Source organism: Streptococcus pluranimalium (genome assembly GCF_002953735.1).
GTDB classification, from domain to species: Bacteria; Bacillota; Bacilli; order Lactobacillales; family Streptococcaceae; genus Streptococcus; species Streptococcus pluranimalium.
In genome coordinates this window covers 863,708-881,166 of the sequence record NZ_CP025536.1, presented here as the reverse complement: position 1 = coordinate 881,166, position 17,459 = coordinate 863,708, and the positions used below count along the sequence as shown (strand labels likewise).

The following is a 17,459-nucleotide window of genomic DNA, read 5'->3' as shown; positions in this document are numbered from 1 at the left end:
AACCTCTACGAGAATCAAAGAATAATGCTGAAAAAACAAAGTTGGTTATAACCAAGACCATCCTATCGTAATAGAAAGGTTTAAGCCATTATAATTTCATGTGTTCGATAGTTTTTTGATTAACATGCTTTCAGACATAAACTTATTAGGTAAAGGCGAGACAAACTCAAAAACGTTGTCGGCGTTCCGATTTTAGAGATTAATCTTAAAAATAAGTTTGTTCGTTTTGACTGCTATGCTATAATGAATATATGAAAACAATTTTACTTGTATTAATCGCCTACTTCTTAGGCTCTATTCCTACTGGACTTTGGATTGGTAAATATTTTTACCAGATCAATTTGCGTGATTTTGGTTCTGGCAATATGGGCACAACCAATACTTTCCGTATTTTAGGAATAAAGGCGGGTATTGTCACACTTGCTGTTGATTTATTAAAAGGAACCTTAGCTGTTCTTTTAGCGATTTGGTTTAGCAGTTCTATTTCGCCTCTCCTCGTTGGTTTCTTTGCTATTATCGGCCACACTTATCCGATTTTTGCTCAGTTTAAAGGTGGCAAAGCCGTTGCAACTAGTGCGGGTGTCTTACTTGGCTTTGCGCCAATTTTCCTCTTCTACCTTCTTATCGTTTTTATTGTGACACTTTTACTGTCTAGTATGATTTCCTTTACTAGTATCACAGTGGCTCTCATTGCAGCTGCAAGCGCCTTACTCTTTCCTATTTTTGATTTTATTCTAAAGGATTATGACCCCTTGTTTACTCTGGTTGTATTAGCCATGGCAGGTGTGATTGTCTATCGTCACCAAGATAATATCAAACGTATCAAGGCTAAGAAAGAAAACCTTGTCCCATTTGGTCTAAATATTACCAAGCAACAACCTAAATAAAGAAATAACCTCCTTGTCAGAAATGAAGTAACAAGGAGGTTTTTTATCGTTAAATGCTAATTATCTTGATAGACGATTTGCCCATTACAGATGGTATAGATAATTTTACCTTTTAATGTCTCTCCAATAAAGGGGGAATTAGAAGCTTTTGATTTGAAATCTTCAGTAATCGTTCGGTCTTCTTGAGAGAAAATCACTAAATCTGCTGGTCCATTCTCTGCTAAGTAACCTGCATCAAAACCATAAAGTTTAGCAGGATTAATCGTCATTTTTGCTAAGAGTTCTGACAATGTCAGATGTCGTGGTTCGACCAAGTAAGTCAGACCAAGAGAAAGAGAGGTTTCTAGACCAGTCATTCCAGAAGGAGCCTGGGTGACATCGTCTACATTTTTTTCATCTTTATGATGGGGAGCATGGTCAGTCGCAATGATTGAGATGACACCTGATTTCAGCCCTTCAATGACAGCCAAACGGTCTTCTTCCAAGCGCAGAGGGGGATTCATCTTAGCATTAGCTCCTTTTTCAAGGAGGAGGTTTTCTGTTTTCGAAAAATGTTGAGGCGATACTTCTGCCGTTACCTTAGCCCCCAATCCTTGAACGAAGGCAACTACCTTAACGGATTCCGCTTTAGACAAATGCTGTACATGAAATTTATTACCTACTTCATAAGCAATCATGGCATCACGTGCCATCATGGAGTACTCAGCAACCCCTCTTGCACCTCCACAATCAAAATGAGATCTAGCAATCGTTTCATTTAGCCCCAAAATACCATTGAGATTTGGATCTTCCTCATGAAGAGCGATAACTGCGTCTAAGGCTTTAGCTTTTTTGAAAACTTGACGGACAACACCAGCATTTTCTAAAGGAATACCATCGTCTGAAATCCCTACTGCTCCAGCCTTAAGAAGATTTTCAAAGTCAGTTATAGTTTTGCCATCAAAATTCAGAGTAGCTGAAGCATTAGACTTGATATGAATGGCTTCCTTGGCAGCTGATTCTAAAACCTCTTTCAGGGTTTCCACTGTTGAAATAGTAGGGTTAGTATTAGCCATCATAACAACCGTTGTAAAGCCACCAGCTGCTGCTGCCTTAGCGCCCGTATGAATGTCTTCTTTATGCGTTTGTCCTGGTTCTCTAAAGTGAACATGAATATCTACCAAGCCAGGCGCCACGATTTTACCACTAGCCTCAATGACTTGTGCATCTTTGACCTGAATATCTTTGGCTATTTTGACAATCTTCTGACCATCAATCAAGATATCGCAAACCTGATCAAACTTGGAATTGGGATCAATAACACGACCGTTTTTTATGAGTAACATAGGTTCTCCTTTTTTAACTATTGCAATCATTACAAATTTGAATGAAGCTTGGACAAAAATGTTTCTAAATTCTCTTCATGCTGGTACTTAAGAGCTGCACTTCTATCTTTTTCAATAATGACACTGGTTAAATCAATTTGATTCACCGTAGCAATAGCAACAACATAGTGGATAAGATCTGCCAACTCTTTGCCCAGCTCTTCTTGCAAATTTTCAGAACCTGAACTTTTCCGCTTAGCTCTTTTATTGAGCAGTTCAGCAACTTCCCCCACTTCCTCAACTAACTTCATAAAAAAACCTTGTTCATCTCGATCATCACCGTAATGATTAGCTAAATAGTCTTGTAAATCTGATAATGTTAATGACATGGCGTTCTCTCCTTGATTCTGAAATGAGACACTTGGAATATTCTCTATGATAACTGCTTTATCGTTTTGGTCATAATAAGTGCAGGTCATCGCTTCTAAATCAATGGTCCAGTAGGCAATGCCTGATTTAGCCATATCTTCGCAAAAAGTTGGAAATGTAGTCTGACCTGATTGATGAGCTTTCAAATCAGCTTGAGCTTGTTCCTTGTCTGCTTGAAGTGCAATTAAGGTGTGAACTTGGTAGCCTGTTTGTTGAACAGAGTCACCTACCAAATCGGTATAAGTTACCAGTCCTTTCTCAAGAGAGACTGTATTTGCTACCATCCCCATCTCCTTAAATGCTTGAATCAATTTTGGAAAATCAGGTCCTGTAAAGGTTTCGTGGGCCTTCTGAATATCAATAATGTTTAACATAAGATTTCCTTTGCTACTGCAACCAGTTGATTGGATGTTGATGATGTTTTTCTAAAAACTGGTTGGTTTTAGAAAAAGGTTTGCTACCAAAAAAACCACGATAACTTGAGAGTGGACTAGGATGTGGTGCTTCAAGAATAAGATGCTTAGAATTTTTGATCAATGTCTTTTTCTTGCGAGCATAGGCTCCCCAAAGGATAAAAACAAGTGGTTCTTCTCGCTGGTCAAGTAGGGAAATAACAGCGTCAGTAAAGGGCTCCCAAATTAGATTAGCGTGACCATTTGCTTGGCCTGCAGGTACAGTTAAGCAAGCATTTAAAAGTAAGACACCTTCTTCAGCCCAAGTGGTTAAATCATGGTGGGACCGTAACCCAATATCATCAGCCAGTTCTTTCAAAATATTTTGTAGAGATGGAGGAGCAGGCATATCATCAGGTACTGAAAAAGATAGACCTTGAGCTTGTCCTGGACCATGATAAGGATCCTGACCTAAGATAAGCACCTTTACCTGATCGTAATCTGTCTTAGAAAGTGCCTTAAAAATATTTTCGCGCTTGGGATAGATTATTCCTTGACGGTAGACATCATCTAAAAAATGATTGATTTGCGAAAAATAATCTGCTGGTAACTGTTTTTTTAATAAATCATGCCATTTTGAATGTTCCATACACCACTCCTATGCCTTTCCGACAAAATCATGGCTAGTTTGAGCCAAAATATGTCCCTTCATAGCATGATGAAGCTCATTGAGAAAGAATCCTTCTTTTAAATCTAACTCCTTATCCAAGGCAAAAACTGTTAACGTGTAAAGATGATCTTTATCGGGAGGACAGGGACCGATATAAGTTTTGGATAAATCTCCAAAATCTTTAGCCATAAACTTACTAGTCAGGCTATTTGAACCTTTGAGATGGCCTTTATCTTGGCTTGCGAAATCCTCGCTAATCTGACGTTGTTCTGGGGAAACATTGGCAACCACCCAGTGAATGTATTCAAAACCGCAGACAGGAATAGCATCCTTATCTGTAAAACTCCAAGCTAGGCTAACAGTATTTTCAGGTAAAGTAGTAATCTCAAAAGGGAATGATGTCACCGAAAAACCATCAACAGGTTTGTCCGTGTGTTTACTATACAAATCTGGCAGGGTATTATTTTCAAAATGATGTTGAATGTTCATCACAAGCACCTCAACTTTCTGACTTCTATTTTATCATAATGGCAAGAAAAATAAGGCTTGGAAGGGTATCCAAACCTTGGTGTAACCTTAAAAAGCCAAATGCTTTTCCATCTTGTCTTGTCCAATAGCGTATAGGGTACAAATCACCCAGTACATGAGGGCAACTACGATATAGACAGTCATATAGTCTGACTTGGCACCACCGATGATTTTAGCTTTGTTAAACATCTCTGGAACAGTAATCATAGCTGTTAATGCTGTGCTTTTGACCATATCTAAAAGGACGTTACTAAGCGGAGGTAAAGCGATACGAATAGCCTGAGGAATAATAACTTTGCGATAAATAATTGGTGTTCTAAGCCCCAAAGAACGCGCTGCTTCCCACTGACCATTATCCACTGCTGCCAAGGACGAACGAATAATTTCAGAAATATAAGCACTAGACATAAAGGTAAAGGCAATAATGGTAGCTGCAATAGCATCAAGCTCAATCCCCATAAATGGCAAACCAAAATAGATAAAGAAAAGTAAGACCATAAGGGGAATTCCTCGCATGAGTGAGACATGACTTGCTGCCAACCATCTCAAGGGCCAAAGGTGTGACATCCGACAAAGGGCAACAAAAAATCCTAGAATTGTTCCCAAGAAAAAACCGATTAAAGATAGGGCGAGGGTATAAGGAAGCCCTTCTAAAATGACAGGGACCGCTTCAATAGCTAGATCCAGATTAAATAATGCTTGCCAGTTAATTGACATAAATTCTCCCAGTTATTATTAAAAGAGAAGACCGAGTTATCTCCCAGTCTTCAAATCATTTTTCTTATTTTTTAGAAACATCAATCGTTGGTAAATCTTCAGTTCCCTTTTCTGGTTCTGTTAGGTCTTGACCAGCGTAATATTTCTCAGAAATCTTCTTGAGCGTGCCATCTTCTTTCATCTCTTTGATCACACCATCAAGTTTTTTCTTAAGAGATTTATCTTTTTTACTCATAACAATCCCTTGTTCTGTTGGATTGTATTTGACATCTCCAACTTTAACTTTAATATCAGGGTATTGTTTAGTAACAAACTTAACAGCTACTTTTTGAGTATAGTAATCGTTTGGTATGAAATCTGTACGTCCTGTTGATACATCACGAAGATAAACATCGTTAGTAACATTATCATAGATGACAGGCTCAGCACCTTGTTTTTCAGCAATTTTCATATACTGAGTTCCAGCGCCACCACCAGCTTTTTTGCCTTTCCAGTCAGATAGATCTTTGGCTTTGATATCAGAAGAACCATCTTCGCGAACAATCATTCCACCAACTGAATACTTGTACGGAATCGAGAAATTATATTTTTCAAGGCGCTCTGGTGTCGTATCAAAATTATTGACAGCAACATCAACTTTCCCACTATCAACAGAGGTAAAAGCTTCAGCTACTCCAATTTCTTGATAATTCACCTTGATATCAAGACGCTTACCAATCTCATTCATCATATCAATTTCATAGCCGATAAGTTTTTTATTATCGTCATAATATGACGTGGGATAGAGCGTTCCAGGCGTCGCAACTTCTAATACACCAGCTTTTTTAACCTTGTCCCAACTAGATTCATTTTGGCTAGCTTTATCATTTGAACAAGCAGCCATCAAGCTCGCAGCCAAACCTAGTGATACAAGTGCAGTAAGTTTCTTAATCATCATAATATCCTTTTAATTTTTCTATAAGACTGAAAAGGCTTACTTTTATAGTTTACTGTATTTTTTTGCTTCTTTCAAGTTATTTTTCTTGAAAAATATCACATAAACTGATTCTTATTTTCAAATAATTCACCGATTTGCAAGAGCAAGTCTTCTCTTCCTTTAGCTGCTGTTACTTGCACCCCAATAGACAAGCCATCCTCAGTGCGATAAACCGGTAAACTAATTGATGGCTGTCCTGTTAGATTAGCTTGTTGCGTAAACGGTGTCCAATCCAAACTATGCTCAAACATCTGCCAAATGAGATCTTGCTGCTCTTTACTATTAAAGTCATCCATGTGTCTCAGCTTGTCTTTCAACTGGTCTGATAGATCAAACTGACCATGTTTTGGGGCTACCTCGGCAACCGTTGGTGACAAGAGAATATCATAGCTTCGATGAAAATCATACATGATTCGACTATACTGGTCCCATTGTGACAAGATGCTCGAATAGGTCTTAGCTGGAATCTTTTGTCCGCTTCGATAGATAGCCCAGGTCATGACTTCCATGTCAGCTTGTGTCATTTGGCGTCCTATGCTGGCTTCAATCCCATCAAACATAGCTGCTGTTTCAACGGAATTCATAATGTAGTAAGACTTCATGGCTTCAATACCATCTAGTGGTAGCTTATCTAAAACAATAATCTCATGTCCTTCTTTCTCCAAGAATTGCGCAGCTTTTTTTACAGCACTAATAGCTTCAGCCGATACTTGTCCACCTACCGGAGACATCAATTGCAGCGCTACTCTCAAAGGTTTTAAGGATTTTTCAAACAAATCCTCATGAGACAGCCTAGGTAAGACAAAGGGGCTTTCCATCTGGCAGATTTGAAACTGCTCTAAAAGAGTTTTTGTATCTCTGATCGTTTTAGTTAAGGCAAAATTAACTGAGGCACCTTGCCAACCACGATAAGAACTTGGTCCAACTGGAATACGACCACGTGTTGGTTTGAGACCAATCAAACCATTAAAAGAAGCCGGAATCCTAATAGAACCACCACCATCACTTGCCCCGGCAAGAGGACTAACACCTGAAGCCACGAGTGCCGCAGCACCACCAGACGAGCCACCCGCATTGCGTGTGACATCATCAGGAAGGTTAACCGTCCCATGCAGTTGACTGTCAGACGTATTTTTGAAACCAAACTCTGGTGTATTCGTTCTTCCTAAAACAATAAAGCCCAATGATTCCAATTTTTTAACATAGTTATCAGACTGTTGTGCACGGTAGTTAGCAAACAAGATGGAACCTGATGTCGATACCTCCCCAGCTTGCTCTTGACCCAAGTCTTTTAAGAAAATCGGAACTCCTGCAAATGGTTTACCAGCAAACTTACCCTCTTCGGCTTCCAAAAGTGCTTTCTCATAGCGCGTGCTAGTGATTGCATTCAATCTCGGATTTTCACTTTCTGCCTTCTCGATTGTCTCTAAGACCATTTCCTTTGGAGACACCTGACCTGATCGAATTGCTTCTGCCATATCCGTTGCATCTTTATACATTCCAACCTCTTTCTATTTAAATCGCCTTTATCGATAACTACTATACCAAAAAGAAGCTGGCTAGCTCTGCTTCTCAATCATCTAATCTTGCCAGTTTTCTTGGTCTTCCTTGAATTTCTTCAAGAGTGTCAAGCCATCAACGTTGATGTAGCCTTGAACTTTGGCAACCTTGATCAATTCGCTGTAAGTTGAAAGGGTCACTAGTTTGACATTAGCTTCTTCAAAGTTAGCTTGAGCTTTAGGCAATTCATAAGTGAAAATCGCAACCACACCTAAAACATCAATACCTACAGTCTGAGCAGCTTTGACAGCCTCTAAAACAGAACCACCAGTGGAAATCAAATCCTCAACGATAACCATTTTTTGTCCTTTAATCACGCGCCCTTCAATCTGGTTTCCAGCACCGTGATTTTTAGGTTTTGAACGAATATAAGAAAATGGTAAATTCATCTTGTCTGCAATGATGGCCCCATGAGGAATTCCTGCAATTGCTGTACCAGCAATCACTTCTACTTCAGGAAAATGCTCCCTAATCACTTCTACAAAACCATTTTCGATCAAAGAACGTGTTTCAGGATAGGAAAGCGTGATGCGATTATCCGTATAAATAGGGGATTTAATACCAGATGCCCAAGTGAAAGGCTCTTCAGGTTGTAGGTAAACAGCTTTAATGTCTAATAAATCAGATGCAATTTGTGTCGCAAGTGTCATAATAGTCTCCTTTTAAATTTTTATCATCATTTTTTATAATGCAGCATTCCAATCAGACTTAATCGCTTGATAAGCTTGATAGGGGTCTTGAGCCTGTGTTATCGGTCTTCCAACAACAATATAATCTGAACCAGCAGCCTTAGCTTGGCTCGGAGTCATCACGCGCTTTTGGTCGCCAATTTCTGAACCAGCTGGACGAATTCCAGGTGTCAAACAGACAAAGTTAGATGACGTGGCGTCCTTAATAGAAATCACTTCATGTGCTGAGCATACCACACCATCCAAGCCAGCTTCTGCCGTTTTTCGAGCATAATGTCTGACAGACTCCTCCAAAGTAGTTTGGATATTCTGATTGTCTTGCATCTGTTCTTGACTAGTTGACGTTAACTGCGTCACAGCAATGAGAACTCCCTGGTCACCGAAACCACGTTTGGCTGCAGCCATCATCTCAACACCACCAGCTGCGTGCACATTGGTCATGTCAACCCCTAGCTTAGCTAAAACTTTCATGGCTGACTCAACGGTATTAGGTATGTCATGTAGCTTCAAATCCAGAAATACACTATGTCCCAAGGATTTAACATAGGAAACAATCTCAGCGCCACAAGCATAATAGAGTTCCATTCCTATTTTGACATAAAGACTTTCTCCTTTTGGAAATTTCTTTAGAAATGCCTTTACACTGTCAAAATCAGGAAAATCAAGGGCAATGATGGGTCTCGTTTCAAACAATTACTGTCTCCTTTGCAAAATAAAAGCCTCACCAGATACGGCAAGGCTTTACGAAAACAAGGATCAATCCCTTTTTAAACCAGTTCTTATAAAGAATCTGGTCATCTTATTTCGAAAGTGATCCGCAGACCACAACCTTCTATGCCTCTCTGGACTTAGTTAAAGGTGATTTAGTTGCATTCATTATAGCCAATTATCAAAGGGATGTCAAAATATAATCTGTCTTTTTGAGACTTTTAATGAGAATTTTTGAAATTAACTTATCTTTCAGTCTCCTTTGTGTTACAATATCTTTATGCGAATTCAACAATTACAATACATCATTAAGATTGTAGAAACTGGCTCAATGAATGAGGCAGCTAAACAACTCTATATTACCCAGCCTAGCCTTTCCAATGCTGTTCGTGACTTAGAGCAAGAGATGGGAATTACGATTTTCATTCGCAATCCTAAAGGAATCACTTTGACTAAGGATGGCGTAGAATTTCTCTCTTATGCTAGACAAGTCATTGAGCAAACCGATCTTCTCGAAGAACGTTATAAAAATCCGACAACCCAAAGGGAACTTTTTAGCGTATCATCTCAACACTATGCTTTTGTTGTCAACGCCTTTGTTTCACTATTAAACAAAACCGATATGACCAAGTACGAACTTTTCTTACGTGAAACCAGAACTTATGAAATCATTGATGACGTTAAAAACTTTCGCTCTGAAATTGGTGTCCTTTTCCTCAATAGCTACAATAGAGATGTCTTAACCAAAATGTTCGATGATAATCATCTGGTAGCAACCAATCTCTTCTCTACACAACCACATATTTTTGTTAGCAAAGATAATCCACTAGCAAACAAAGAGATTATCCAATTAGAGGATTTAGTAGACTTCCCTTACCTCAGTTATGACCAAGGAGTTCACAACTCTTTCTACTTTTCTGAAGAAATAATGGCTCAAATTCCTCACCCTAAATCCATTGTAGTATCAGACCGAGCAACCCTCTTCAATCTAATGATTGGCCTTGATGGCTATACGATTGCTACGGGAGTATTGAATAGTAAACTCAACGGTGATAACATCGTATCAATCCCCTTAGATGTTGACGACCAAATTGATATTGTTTATCTAAAACACGAAAAAGCTAACCTCTCCAAAATGGGTGAAAAATTCATCGACTATTTACTTGAAGAGGTACAATTCAAAAAAAAATGATTGACATTTGGTCAATCATTTTTTAATTCTCTTAATATAAGACTATTCATTTGATCAAAATAAAAGTTTTCTCGATCATAAACCACACCACAATTCCTAGCTAAATCAATAATTTTAGCTAAAAAGATTTGTGATGAGAAACCGGTGGTTCGATGTAACTCTTCCTCATCAAAAGGGAGTATTAAATGCGCTAAAGGATTTCGAACAGATTTTTCAAATTCTCTTAATTCAGAAACTGTCTTTTTGATTCTCTCATCCAAATCAGTATACTGAATTAACTCTGATAAACTACTGGAGGTTACCTTGCCATCGCGTTTTTCAGAAACATATGAAGTGATTATGTTATTGCGAGACGCATGCATCTTATGAAAATTCCAAGTATCATATTGAGATGACTTAGAATTATTGATATAGTCGGCTAATTCTGGCACTTGATTTTCAAGAACTTTTAAAAACAAGCGATACAAAATAGGACTAACAGCTCTAACAAAGTCAATAATCTTACCATTACGCAACTTCGCTTCCAAATCAAAAATATAATTAGCTAGTAACTCTTCCTCGTAAGCATTAGATAGCAATGGCTGATTAAAATACGTTTCGCATTGTTTTCTTTCGTCTTCTTTCTTGAACAGATAGGCAACATTTAACTCACGACGCTCCTTCAAACTTTCCAACAGAAAGAAAGTTTCATCATTAATTGTTTCATCTAAAATTTCTAACAATTGATGATAGGCATATAAGTCGAGGAGAACAGCAATTTTATCAGTATCTATACTCATATCAATCTGAAATCAGTGTTTCTAGTCCCACCTTCATCATATCCGTAAAGGTGTTTTGACGTTCCTCAGCTGTTGTATCCTCGTCTGGATTTACTAAACTATCAGAAATTGTCATGATAGCCAAGGTATCAACACCATGTTGTGCTCCAAGGTAGTAAAGAGCTGCTGCTTCCATTTCAATGGCTTTAACACCCAATTCGCCCAGCTTCATATTACGTTCTGGCATGTTTGAATAAAAGACATCAGAAGACAAGACATTACCAACATGTGTTGTTAGACCCAGATCTTTAGCAATATGGTAAGCCTTATCAAGTAATTGGAAATTGGCAATTTGAGGAAAATCGTACTCTGGAAAATCATTGCGAATAATATTAGAATTTGTCGCTGCTGCTTGAGCAAGAACCAATTCACGAACATGGACATTTGGATCAATAGACCCGGCTGTACCAACACGAATTAGCTTTTTAACTCCATAATCAACAATCAATTCACGAGCATAGATAGAAATCGAAGGCATCCCCATCCCAGTGCCCATAACCGAAACACGCTGACCCTTGTAAGTTCCAGTGTATCCAAACATGTTACGAACTTCGTTAAAACAAACCGCATCTTCCAAGAAATTTTCTGCAATAAATTTAGCACGTAGCGGATCTCCTGGAAGAAGAATTTTATCAGCAATATCGCCTTTAGCGGCGGAAATATGAATAGACATAAGTTATGATACAGAGAGTGATCAGAAAATGAACAAGCTCTCTTTCCTTTCTTATTTTTTTATATAAAATGTTGAAGTAAAAACGTAAGTTAATAGCCGATTTTTAAAGAAAAAGATTAAATTAAAATCAAAACGAACAAACGTTCTTTCCCCTTTAGCTTAATGATAGAAAATAAGCTCATATAGGAAGGTAAGTAACCGCGATTACATCTAATAGAGAGTATTTTTATCGACGTTTATAGATTGAATTAAAATATAGAGAACTCACATCTGCTAGTTTCTGTTTAGCAGTAAAAAGTTAGCAACTTTTAGAAAGTGAACTAATGTTAATAGACAATGTGGTAAGCTAAATCTTCTCAATGGCAATAGTATTTAAATACAATTTTGTTCGATCAGATAGTATTGAAATACTGCATTTTATAATTCTTCCAAGATGGCTTTGACCAAGCCTTTAAAATCTTCCTTGATATGTGTTGTAACCTCTACGACCTCTTCATGATTTAACTCTGATTGGAAACCAGCTGCAAAATTCGTAATTGCTGAAATCCCTAAAACTTTCATGCCAGAGTGTGCTGCTACGATAACTTCTGGTACTGTTGACATACCGACAGCATCTGCTCCCATTGTTTTAAAGGCGCGAATTTCTGCAGGTGTTTCATAAGTAGGACCCGTAACACCTATATAAACCCCATCTTCCAACTTGATACCTTGTTTTTCAGCGACCCGATGAGCCACTTCTCGGTATGCTTTAGTATAGGCATCTGACATATCAGGAAAACGTGGGCCAAACTCTTCTAAATTTTCACCAATAAGAGGATTTGTTCCTGTCAGATTAATGTGGTCATTGATAACCATTAAGGTACCCGGGCCGTAGCCAATGCCTCCTGCTGCATTTGTCACAAGAACACCTTCACAACCCAATGCTTTCATGACACGAACAGGGAAAGTGACTGTTTCCATAGGATTCCCCTCGTAGAAGTGGAAACGTCCTTGAAGTGCTAAAACTTTACGTCCAGCTAATTCACCATATACTAATTTCCCGGCATGGCCAACAACCGTTGATTGTCCCCAGTTGGGAATATCAGCGTAATCGACAACGATTGCATTGTCGATTTCTTCTGCCAATTCTCCAAGACCCGAACCCAAAATCAAGCCAAATTCTGGTGATTGAATTCCTTTACTTTCTAGGAATGATTGTGTAACTCTAATTTTCTCTAATAATGACATACTATCTCCTTATTTATTATTTAGGGTGAATGCTTTCACCATCCTCTTTTATGAATGGACTTGGTAAAGGAACCGGAAGAATATCCAGCAATGCCTCAGATGGACGACATAATTTTATTCCCTTACTGGTCATAACAATCGGTCTGTTAATTAAAATAGCATCTGCCATCATGGCATCAATAATGACTTCATCAGATAAAGTCTGATCCGATAAGCCATGCTTATCAAATTCAGGAACATTTTTTCTTAATAGTTCTCCAGGAGTGATGCCCATCTTATCCAGTAAATCAAGCAACTGCTCACGACTAGGTGGTGTTTTTAAATACTCAATGACTGTTGGTTCAATACCAGCATGTCTAATCATAGCCAAGACATTTCGTGAAGTGCCACAATTTGGGTTGTGATAGATAGTAATTTCTTCCATTCCCAATCTCCTTTATTTTAAGTGATTCAAGAAACTCTCCCCAATCATGGCGGTGTCAACACCAAAGTTGTCCGCAACGGTTGCTGAGATATCAGCGAAATGCCCTTGTGGAATAACACCACTACCTGTAAAGGATGGGCTGTAAGCCAAGAGCGGAATGTACTCACGCGTATGGTCCGTTCCAGCATAGGTTGGGTCGTTGCCGTGGTCTGCTGTGATGAGAAGTAAGTCCTTGTCCCCCAAGAGATCTGTGATTTCTGGCAAGCGGGCATCGAATTCTTCTAAACAATCGCGGTAGCCATGAGCATTACGACGGTGACCGTAAAGAGCATCAAAATCGACTAGATTAGTAAATGAGAAACCTTTGGTAAATGCTGGATCTTGAAGGGTTTTGAGCAAAGTATCCACCCCATGGTTGTTATCTTTATTATGCCCTTGGTCATGGGTAATTCCTGAACCGTTGAAGATATCGTTGATTTTACCGACACCATAAGTTGGAATCCCTGCATTAGCCAATTTATTCAAAACCGTCTCTTCAAATGGGGAAACGGCTAAGTCACGACGATTTGCCGTACGTGTGAAGTTACCTGGCTCTCCAACATATGGACGAGCAATGATACGACCAAGAAGCGCTGGGCGTTCAAGGGTGATAGATCGAGCATACTCACAGATACGATAGAGTTCCTCTAAGGGAATCACATCTTCATGCGCAGCGATTTGTAGCACAGGATCAGCTGAGGTATAGATGATAAGCTCTCCTGTCTCCATTTGGCGAGAACCAAAATCATCGATAACAGCAGTTCCTGAGTAAGGTTTATTAGCTTCACGGATGACTTTTCGACCGGAAAACTCTTCAATCTTGGTCAAAATGTCTTCCGGAAAACCATCCCAGAAAGTATCAAATGGCTCGGTGATATTAAGCCCCATGATTTCCCAGTGACCGGTCATGGTATCTTTACCCAGAGAAACTTCTTCCAACTTGGTCACGTAACCAGTAGGATTTTCCTCAGCAGGAACGGTTTTAAGTAGTGTCTCACGGGGGATGTTACCAAGCCCTATTTTAGCCATATTTGGCACATTGAGACCGACCGTTTTGGAAATGTGACCCAAGGTGTCAGAAGCCCCATCAGGAACCCCTGCGTTAACAAAATTATTGGCATCTGGTGCAGCACCAATCCCAACAGAATCCAGTACCACTAAGTGAATACGATCAAATGTAGACATATTTTTCCTATCTAAGGGTGGTTACGGTTAGCACCCTACTACCTGTATAACAACTTGTTATAAAATAATTAACGAAATAATCAGAACTGTCAGTGAGAATAAGGTTAGGCTTCTAAGACCTTAACACCGTCTTGACCTGCAACAATAACTTTATTAACCATTCCGTTAAAAAGTCCATGGTCAACAACACCAACCATAGCTTTTAGTTGCTTACCAAAACCGATTGGATCTTCGATTTTTCCTAAATCAAGGTCAATGATGTAATTTTGCATATCTGTGACAAAACGTTGATCATCTGTTTGGCGATAAGATGGTTTGAATCCCTCTTTTTCAAAATAACGGAAAAGACGATCAGCACCGTATTGAACGACTTCAACAGGTAATTTAAAGGCACCAAGTTGTTCAACCATCTTGGACTCATCAACAACCCAGATGTATTCTTTGGTTGGCGTTGCGACGATTTTTTCCATAAGTAGAGCACCACCTCCACCTTTGATACCATTAAATTGAGGATCCACCTCATCTGCACCGTCGACCGTAAGATCAATGATATCAATATCATCAACAGCTTTCAATGGAATGCCTAAACTTTCTGCCTGTTTTGTTGTCTGACTAGATGTTGTCACCCCAATTATGGAGAGACCTTCTTCATTGACACGACGGCCTAACTCTTCGACAAAATAATAGGCAGTTGATCCCGTTCCCAGACCAACTATCATACCATCAGTGACATACTCAGCGGCTTTTAGACCAGCTAATTTTTTCAACGCTTCCATTAAAAACTCCTTATAGAATACTTACACCTATTATAACATGAAAGCGAATCCTTGTTAACGAATTATTGTTGACTTTTTAGGCTTGTTCTTTTTAGAGAACGGTGCTATAATAAGCAAGCATTGTCATAAGGAGAAATCATGAACACCAATAACGAGATCATCGAGCTAATCAATCAACGAAAGTCAGAATTAAACTTATCACTAAGTCAATTATCCAGACAAGTAGGCATGGCTAAATCAGCTGTCTCTTGTTATCTTAATAAAACAAGAGAATTTCCACTAAATCGCCTTCCCCAGTTTGCTGAAGCACTAGATTTATCACCGGAGATGCTCTTAGGTATCTCAGAAGAAGATTATCAAATTATTTTCCAAAAACTTGATCAAGAGCGTCAAGAGCAAGTTTTGGATTTTCTCAGTCAGCAACTGGCTCAACAAGAAGCTGAAAAACAAGAAACCATCTCATCGCTTTATCCCGTTAAAACTGTTACCCGACTAGCTGCTGGACTCGGTTATGCTTTTAACGATTATGAGTTTGAAACGGTTCATGTTTCCTCTCAACCTCCCCGTTATGATCTCGCCTCTATCGTTAATGGTGATTCCATGTATCCAACCTATCGAAGCGGAGATGTTGTCTATCTCGTTGACCGTGGCTTTACCTCTTATAATGGTGAGGTTTGTGCCGTAGCCATTAATGACCAAACCTTTTTAAAACAAGTTTATTTGGAGAAGGAACAACTCCGGCTAGTTTCTATTAATCCAGACTATGACGACATCCTTCTTCCCTTCCCACCCGAAGAAGATACTCATATCAAAATTTATCAAGTTGTTGGTCGTGATACAACTGTGGCTATTTAATCAGAAAGGAACTCTATGATTACCAAAGAATTTGATACCATCACAGCTATCTCTACTCCTCTTGGAGAAGGGGCTATTGGTATCGTCCGCCTGTCTGGAAGTCAGGCTATTGCGATTGCTCAGAAAGTTTTTAAAGGGAAAAATCTCAACGACGTCCCTAGTCATACCATTAACTATGGTCACATCGTTGACAATAATGACATTATTGACGAGGTTATGGTTAGTGTCATGCGTGAACCCAAGACTTTTACACGCGAAGATGTTGTTGAAATTAATACCCACGGCGGGGTAGCAGTCACCAATGAAATCCTCCAACTCTTGATTCGCTCAGGCGCTCGTATGGCTGAACCTGGTGAATTCACCAAGCGAGCATTCCTAAATGGCCGAGTTGACTTGACCCAAGCTGAAGCTGTTATGGATTTGATTCGAGCTAAGACTGACAAGGCTATGGCGGTTGCCGTTCAACAATTGGATGGTTCCTTAAAAACACTCATTGATAATACTCGTCAAGAAATTCTAAACACCCTAGCACAAGTTGAAGTTAACATTGACTACCCTGAATACGATGATGTTGAAGAAATGACAACTGCTCTCATGCGGGAAAAAACACAAGAATTTCAAGCGCTTTTAGAAAATCTTTTACGGACAGCTAAGCGTGGGAAAATCCTTCGTGAGGGACTGTCGACTGCTATCATTGGTCGTCCCAATGTCGGTAAATCAAGTCTCCTTAATAATCTACTCCGTGAAGAAAAAGCCATTGTAACTGATATTGAAGGAACGACACGCGATGTGATTGAAGAATACGTCAATATCAAAGGCGTTCCCCTTAAGCTGATCGATACAGCTGGTATTCGTGATACCGATGATATCGTTGAACGCATTGGGGTAGAGCGTTCTAAAAAAGCTCTTAATGAAGCTGATTTAGTGCTTCTAGTGTTAAATGCTTCTGAAGCTTTAACTCAACAAGATCGCACACTATTAGAGATAAGTAAAGATAGCAATCGTATCGTACTCTTAAATAAGACAGACTTAGAGCAGCAGATTGAAACCGAACAACTGCCTGACGATGTCATCGCCATTTCTGTTTTAAAAAATGAAAATATTGATCAGATTGAAGAGCGTATCAACCAACTTTTCTTTGAAAACGCAGGCTTGGTTGAAAAAGACGCTACCTACCTATCAAACGCTCGTCACATCTCCTTAATTGAAAAAGCCCTTGATAGCTTAAAAGCTGTTAACGAAGGTTTAGAACTCGGGATGCCCGTAGATCTTCTTCAGGTTGACATGACTAGAACTTGGGAGATTTTAGGAGAAATCACTGGAGATGCTGCCCCTGATGAACTCATTACCCAACTTTTCAGCCAATTCTGTCTCGGTAAATAAAAACTAAGACAGAGTTCCTCTATTTCA

At 39.1% G+C, this 17,459-nt stretch carries 19 protein-coding genes and 1 pseudogene; 4 read left to right on the top strand and 16 right to left on the bottom strand.

The window, feature by feature from the left end; genetic code table 11:
- Window positions 1–251 precede the first annotated feature (251 nt).
- The gene (plsY, locus tag C0J00_RS04610; RefSeq protein WP_104967772.1) at window positions 252–887 is read left to right on the top strand and encodes a glycerol-3-phosphate 1-O-acyltransferase PlsY; all 636 of its coding nucleotides are present in this window, start codon (window positions 252–254) and stop codon (window positions 885–887) included.
- 56 nt (window positions 888–943) lie between these two features.
- Here the strand turns inward: plsY and C0J00_RS04605 are convergent, their stop codons facing one another.
- The 10 genes and pseudogenes from C0J00_RS04605 to pyrF form a co-directional block, all read right to left on the bottom strand.
- Window positions 944–2,212 carry a dihydroorotase gene (locus C0J00_RS04605; RefSeq protein WP_104967771.1) on the bottom strand — a complete coding sequence of 423 codons (1,269 nt, stop codon included), beginning with the start codon at window positions 2,210–2,212 and terminating at the stop codon, window positions 944–946.
- Between the two features lie 29 nt (window positions 2,213–2,241).
- Window positions 2,242–2,580, bottom strand: coding sequence for a MazG nucleotide pyrophosphohydrolase domain-containing protein (locus C0J00_RS04600; RefSeq protein ID WP_104968837.1), 339 nt, complete (start codon window positions 2,578–2,580; stop codon window positions 2,242–2,244).
- A 51-nt stretch (window positions 2,581–2,631) separates the two neighbouring features.
- Window positions 2,632–2,994 (bottom strand): annotated as a pseudogene (locus C0J00_RS10625) (DUF1398 family protein); the annotation flags it as partial.
- Between the two features lie 13 nt (window positions 2,995–3,007).
- Complete coding sequence (locus C0J00_RS04590) at window positions 3,008–3,661, bottom strand: uracil-DNA glycosylase (RefSeq protein ID WP_104967770.1); 654 nt, start codon at window positions 3,659–3,661, stop codon at window positions 3,008–3,010.
- Between the two features lie 9 nt (window positions 3,662–3,670).
- Window positions 3,671–4,171, bottom strand: coding sequence for a YbhB/YbcL family Raf kinase inhibitor-like protein (locus C0J00_RS04585; RefSeq protein WP_104967769.1), 501 nt, complete (start codon window positions 4,169–4,171; stop codon window positions 3,671–3,673).
- An 87-nt stretch (window positions 4,172–4,258) separates the two neighbouring features.
- Complete coding sequence (locus C0J00_RS04580) at window positions 4,259–4,927, bottom strand: amino acid ABC transporter permease (RefSeq protein WP_104967768.1); 669 nt, start codon at window positions 4,925–4,927, stop codon at window positions 4,259–4,261.
- 64 nt (window positions 4,928–4,991) lie between these two features.
- Window positions 4,992–5,858 carry a transporter substrate-binding domain-containing protein gene (locus C0J00_RS04575; protein WP_407697199.1) on the bottom strand — a complete coding sequence of 289 codons (867 nt, stop codon included), beginning with the start codon at window positions 5,856–5,858 and terminating at the stop codon, window positions 4,992–4,994.
- Between the two features lie 101 nt (window positions 5,859–5,959).
- Window positions 5,960–7,402 (bottom strand): amidase, encoded by a 1,443-nt coding sequence (locus tag C0J00_RS04570; protein WP_104967766.1) that lies wholly within the window; start codon window positions 7,400–7,402, stop codon window positions 5,960–5,962.
- 81 nt (window positions 7,403–7,483) lie between these two features.
- On the bottom strand, window positions 7,484–8,113 hold the full coding sequence (gene pyrE / locus C0J00_RS04565) for an orotate phosphoribosyltransferase (protein WP_104967765.1): 630 nt from the start codon (window positions 8,111–8,113) through the stop codon (window positions 7,484–7,486).
- Window positions 8,114–8,146: 33 nt separating this feature from the next.
- Window positions 8,147–8,845, bottom strand: a complete 699-nt coding sequence (gene pyrF, locus C0J00_RS04560) for an orotidine-5'-phosphate decarboxylase (RefSeq protein ID WP_104967764.1) — start codon at window positions 8,843–8,845, stop codon at window positions 8,147–8,149.
- Window positions 8,846–9,140: 295 nt separating this feature from the next.
- On the opposite strand from pyrF, the gene C0J00_RS04555 reads away from it, so the two are divergent.
- Window positions 9,141–10,052 (top strand): LysR family transcriptional regulator, encoded by a 912-nt coding sequence (locus C0J00_RS04555; RefSeq protein WP_104968836.1) that lies wholly within the window; start codon window positions 9,141–9,143, stop codon window positions 10,050–10,052.
- Between the two features lie 11 nt (window positions 10,053–10,063).
- On the opposite strand, the gene C0J00_RS04550 is transcribed toward C0J00_RS04555, so the two are convergent.
- The 6 genes from C0J00_RS04550 to rpiA form a co-directional block, all read right to left on the bottom strand.
- The gene (locus tag C0J00_RS04550) at window positions 10,064–10,831 is read right to left on the bottom strand and encodes a LytR family transcriptional regulator (protein ID WP_104967763.1); all 768 of its coding nucleotides are present in this window, start codon (window positions 10,829–10,831) and stop codon (window positions 10,064–10,066) included.
- Window position 10,832: 1 nt separating this feature from the next.
- Window positions 10,833–11,543, bottom strand: a complete 711-nt coding sequence (deoD, locus tag C0J00_RS04545; RefSeq protein ID WP_104967762.1) for a purine-nucleoside phosphorylase — start codon at window positions 11,541–11,543, stop codon at window positions 10,833–10,835.
- A 417-nt stretch (window positions 11,544–11,960) separates the two neighbouring features.
- A complete protein-coding gene (locus C0J00_RS04540) occupies window positions 11,961–12,770 on the bottom strand; it encodes a purine-nucleoside phosphorylase (RefSeq protein WP_104967761.1) in 810 nt (269 codons plus the stop codon).
- A 16-nt stretch (window positions 12,771–12,786) separates the two neighbouring features.
- Window positions 12,787–13,194 carry an arsenate reductase (glutaredoxin) gene (gene arsC / locus C0J00_RS04535; protein WP_104967760.1) on the bottom strand — a complete coding sequence of 136 codons (408 nt, stop codon included), beginning with the start codon at window positions 13,192–13,194 and terminating at the stop codon, window positions 12,787–12,789.
- Between the two features lie 12 nt (window positions 13,195–13,206).
- The gene (locus tag C0J00_RS04530) at window positions 13,207–14,418 is read right to left on the bottom strand and encodes a phosphopentomutase (protein WP_104967759.1); all 1,212 of its coding nucleotides are present in this window, start codon (window positions 14,416–14,418) and stop codon (window positions 13,207–13,209) included.
- A gap of 104 nt (window positions 14,419–14,522) precedes the next feature.
- Window positions 14,523–15,194 carry a ribose-5-phosphate isomerase RpiA gene (rpiA, locus tag C0J00_RS04525; RefSeq protein ID WP_104967758.1) on the bottom strand — a complete coding sequence of 224 codons (672 nt, stop codon included), beginning with the start codon at window positions 15,192–15,194 and terminating at the stop codon, window positions 14,523–14,525.
- 138 nt (window positions 15,195–15,332) lie between these two features.
- Between rpiA and C0J00_RS04520 the strand changes: the two genes are divergently transcribed.
- Both C0J00_RS04520 and mnmE read left to right on the top strand, forming a co-directional pair.
- Window positions 15,333–16,049, top strand: coding sequence for an XRE family transcriptional regulator (locus C0J00_RS04520; RefSeq protein WP_104967757.1), 717 nt, complete (start codon window positions 15,333–15,335; stop codon window positions 16,047–16,049).
- Between the two features lie 15 nt (window positions 16,050–16,064).
- Complete coding sequence (gene mnmE / locus C0J00_RS04515) at window positions 16,065–17,432, top strand: tRNA uridine-5-carboxymethylaminomethyl(34) synthesis GTPase MnmE (RefSeq protein ID WP_104967756.1); 1,368 nt, start codon at window positions 16,065–16,067, stop codon at window positions 17,430–17,432.
- Window positions 17,433–17,459: the final 27 nt, after the last annotated feature.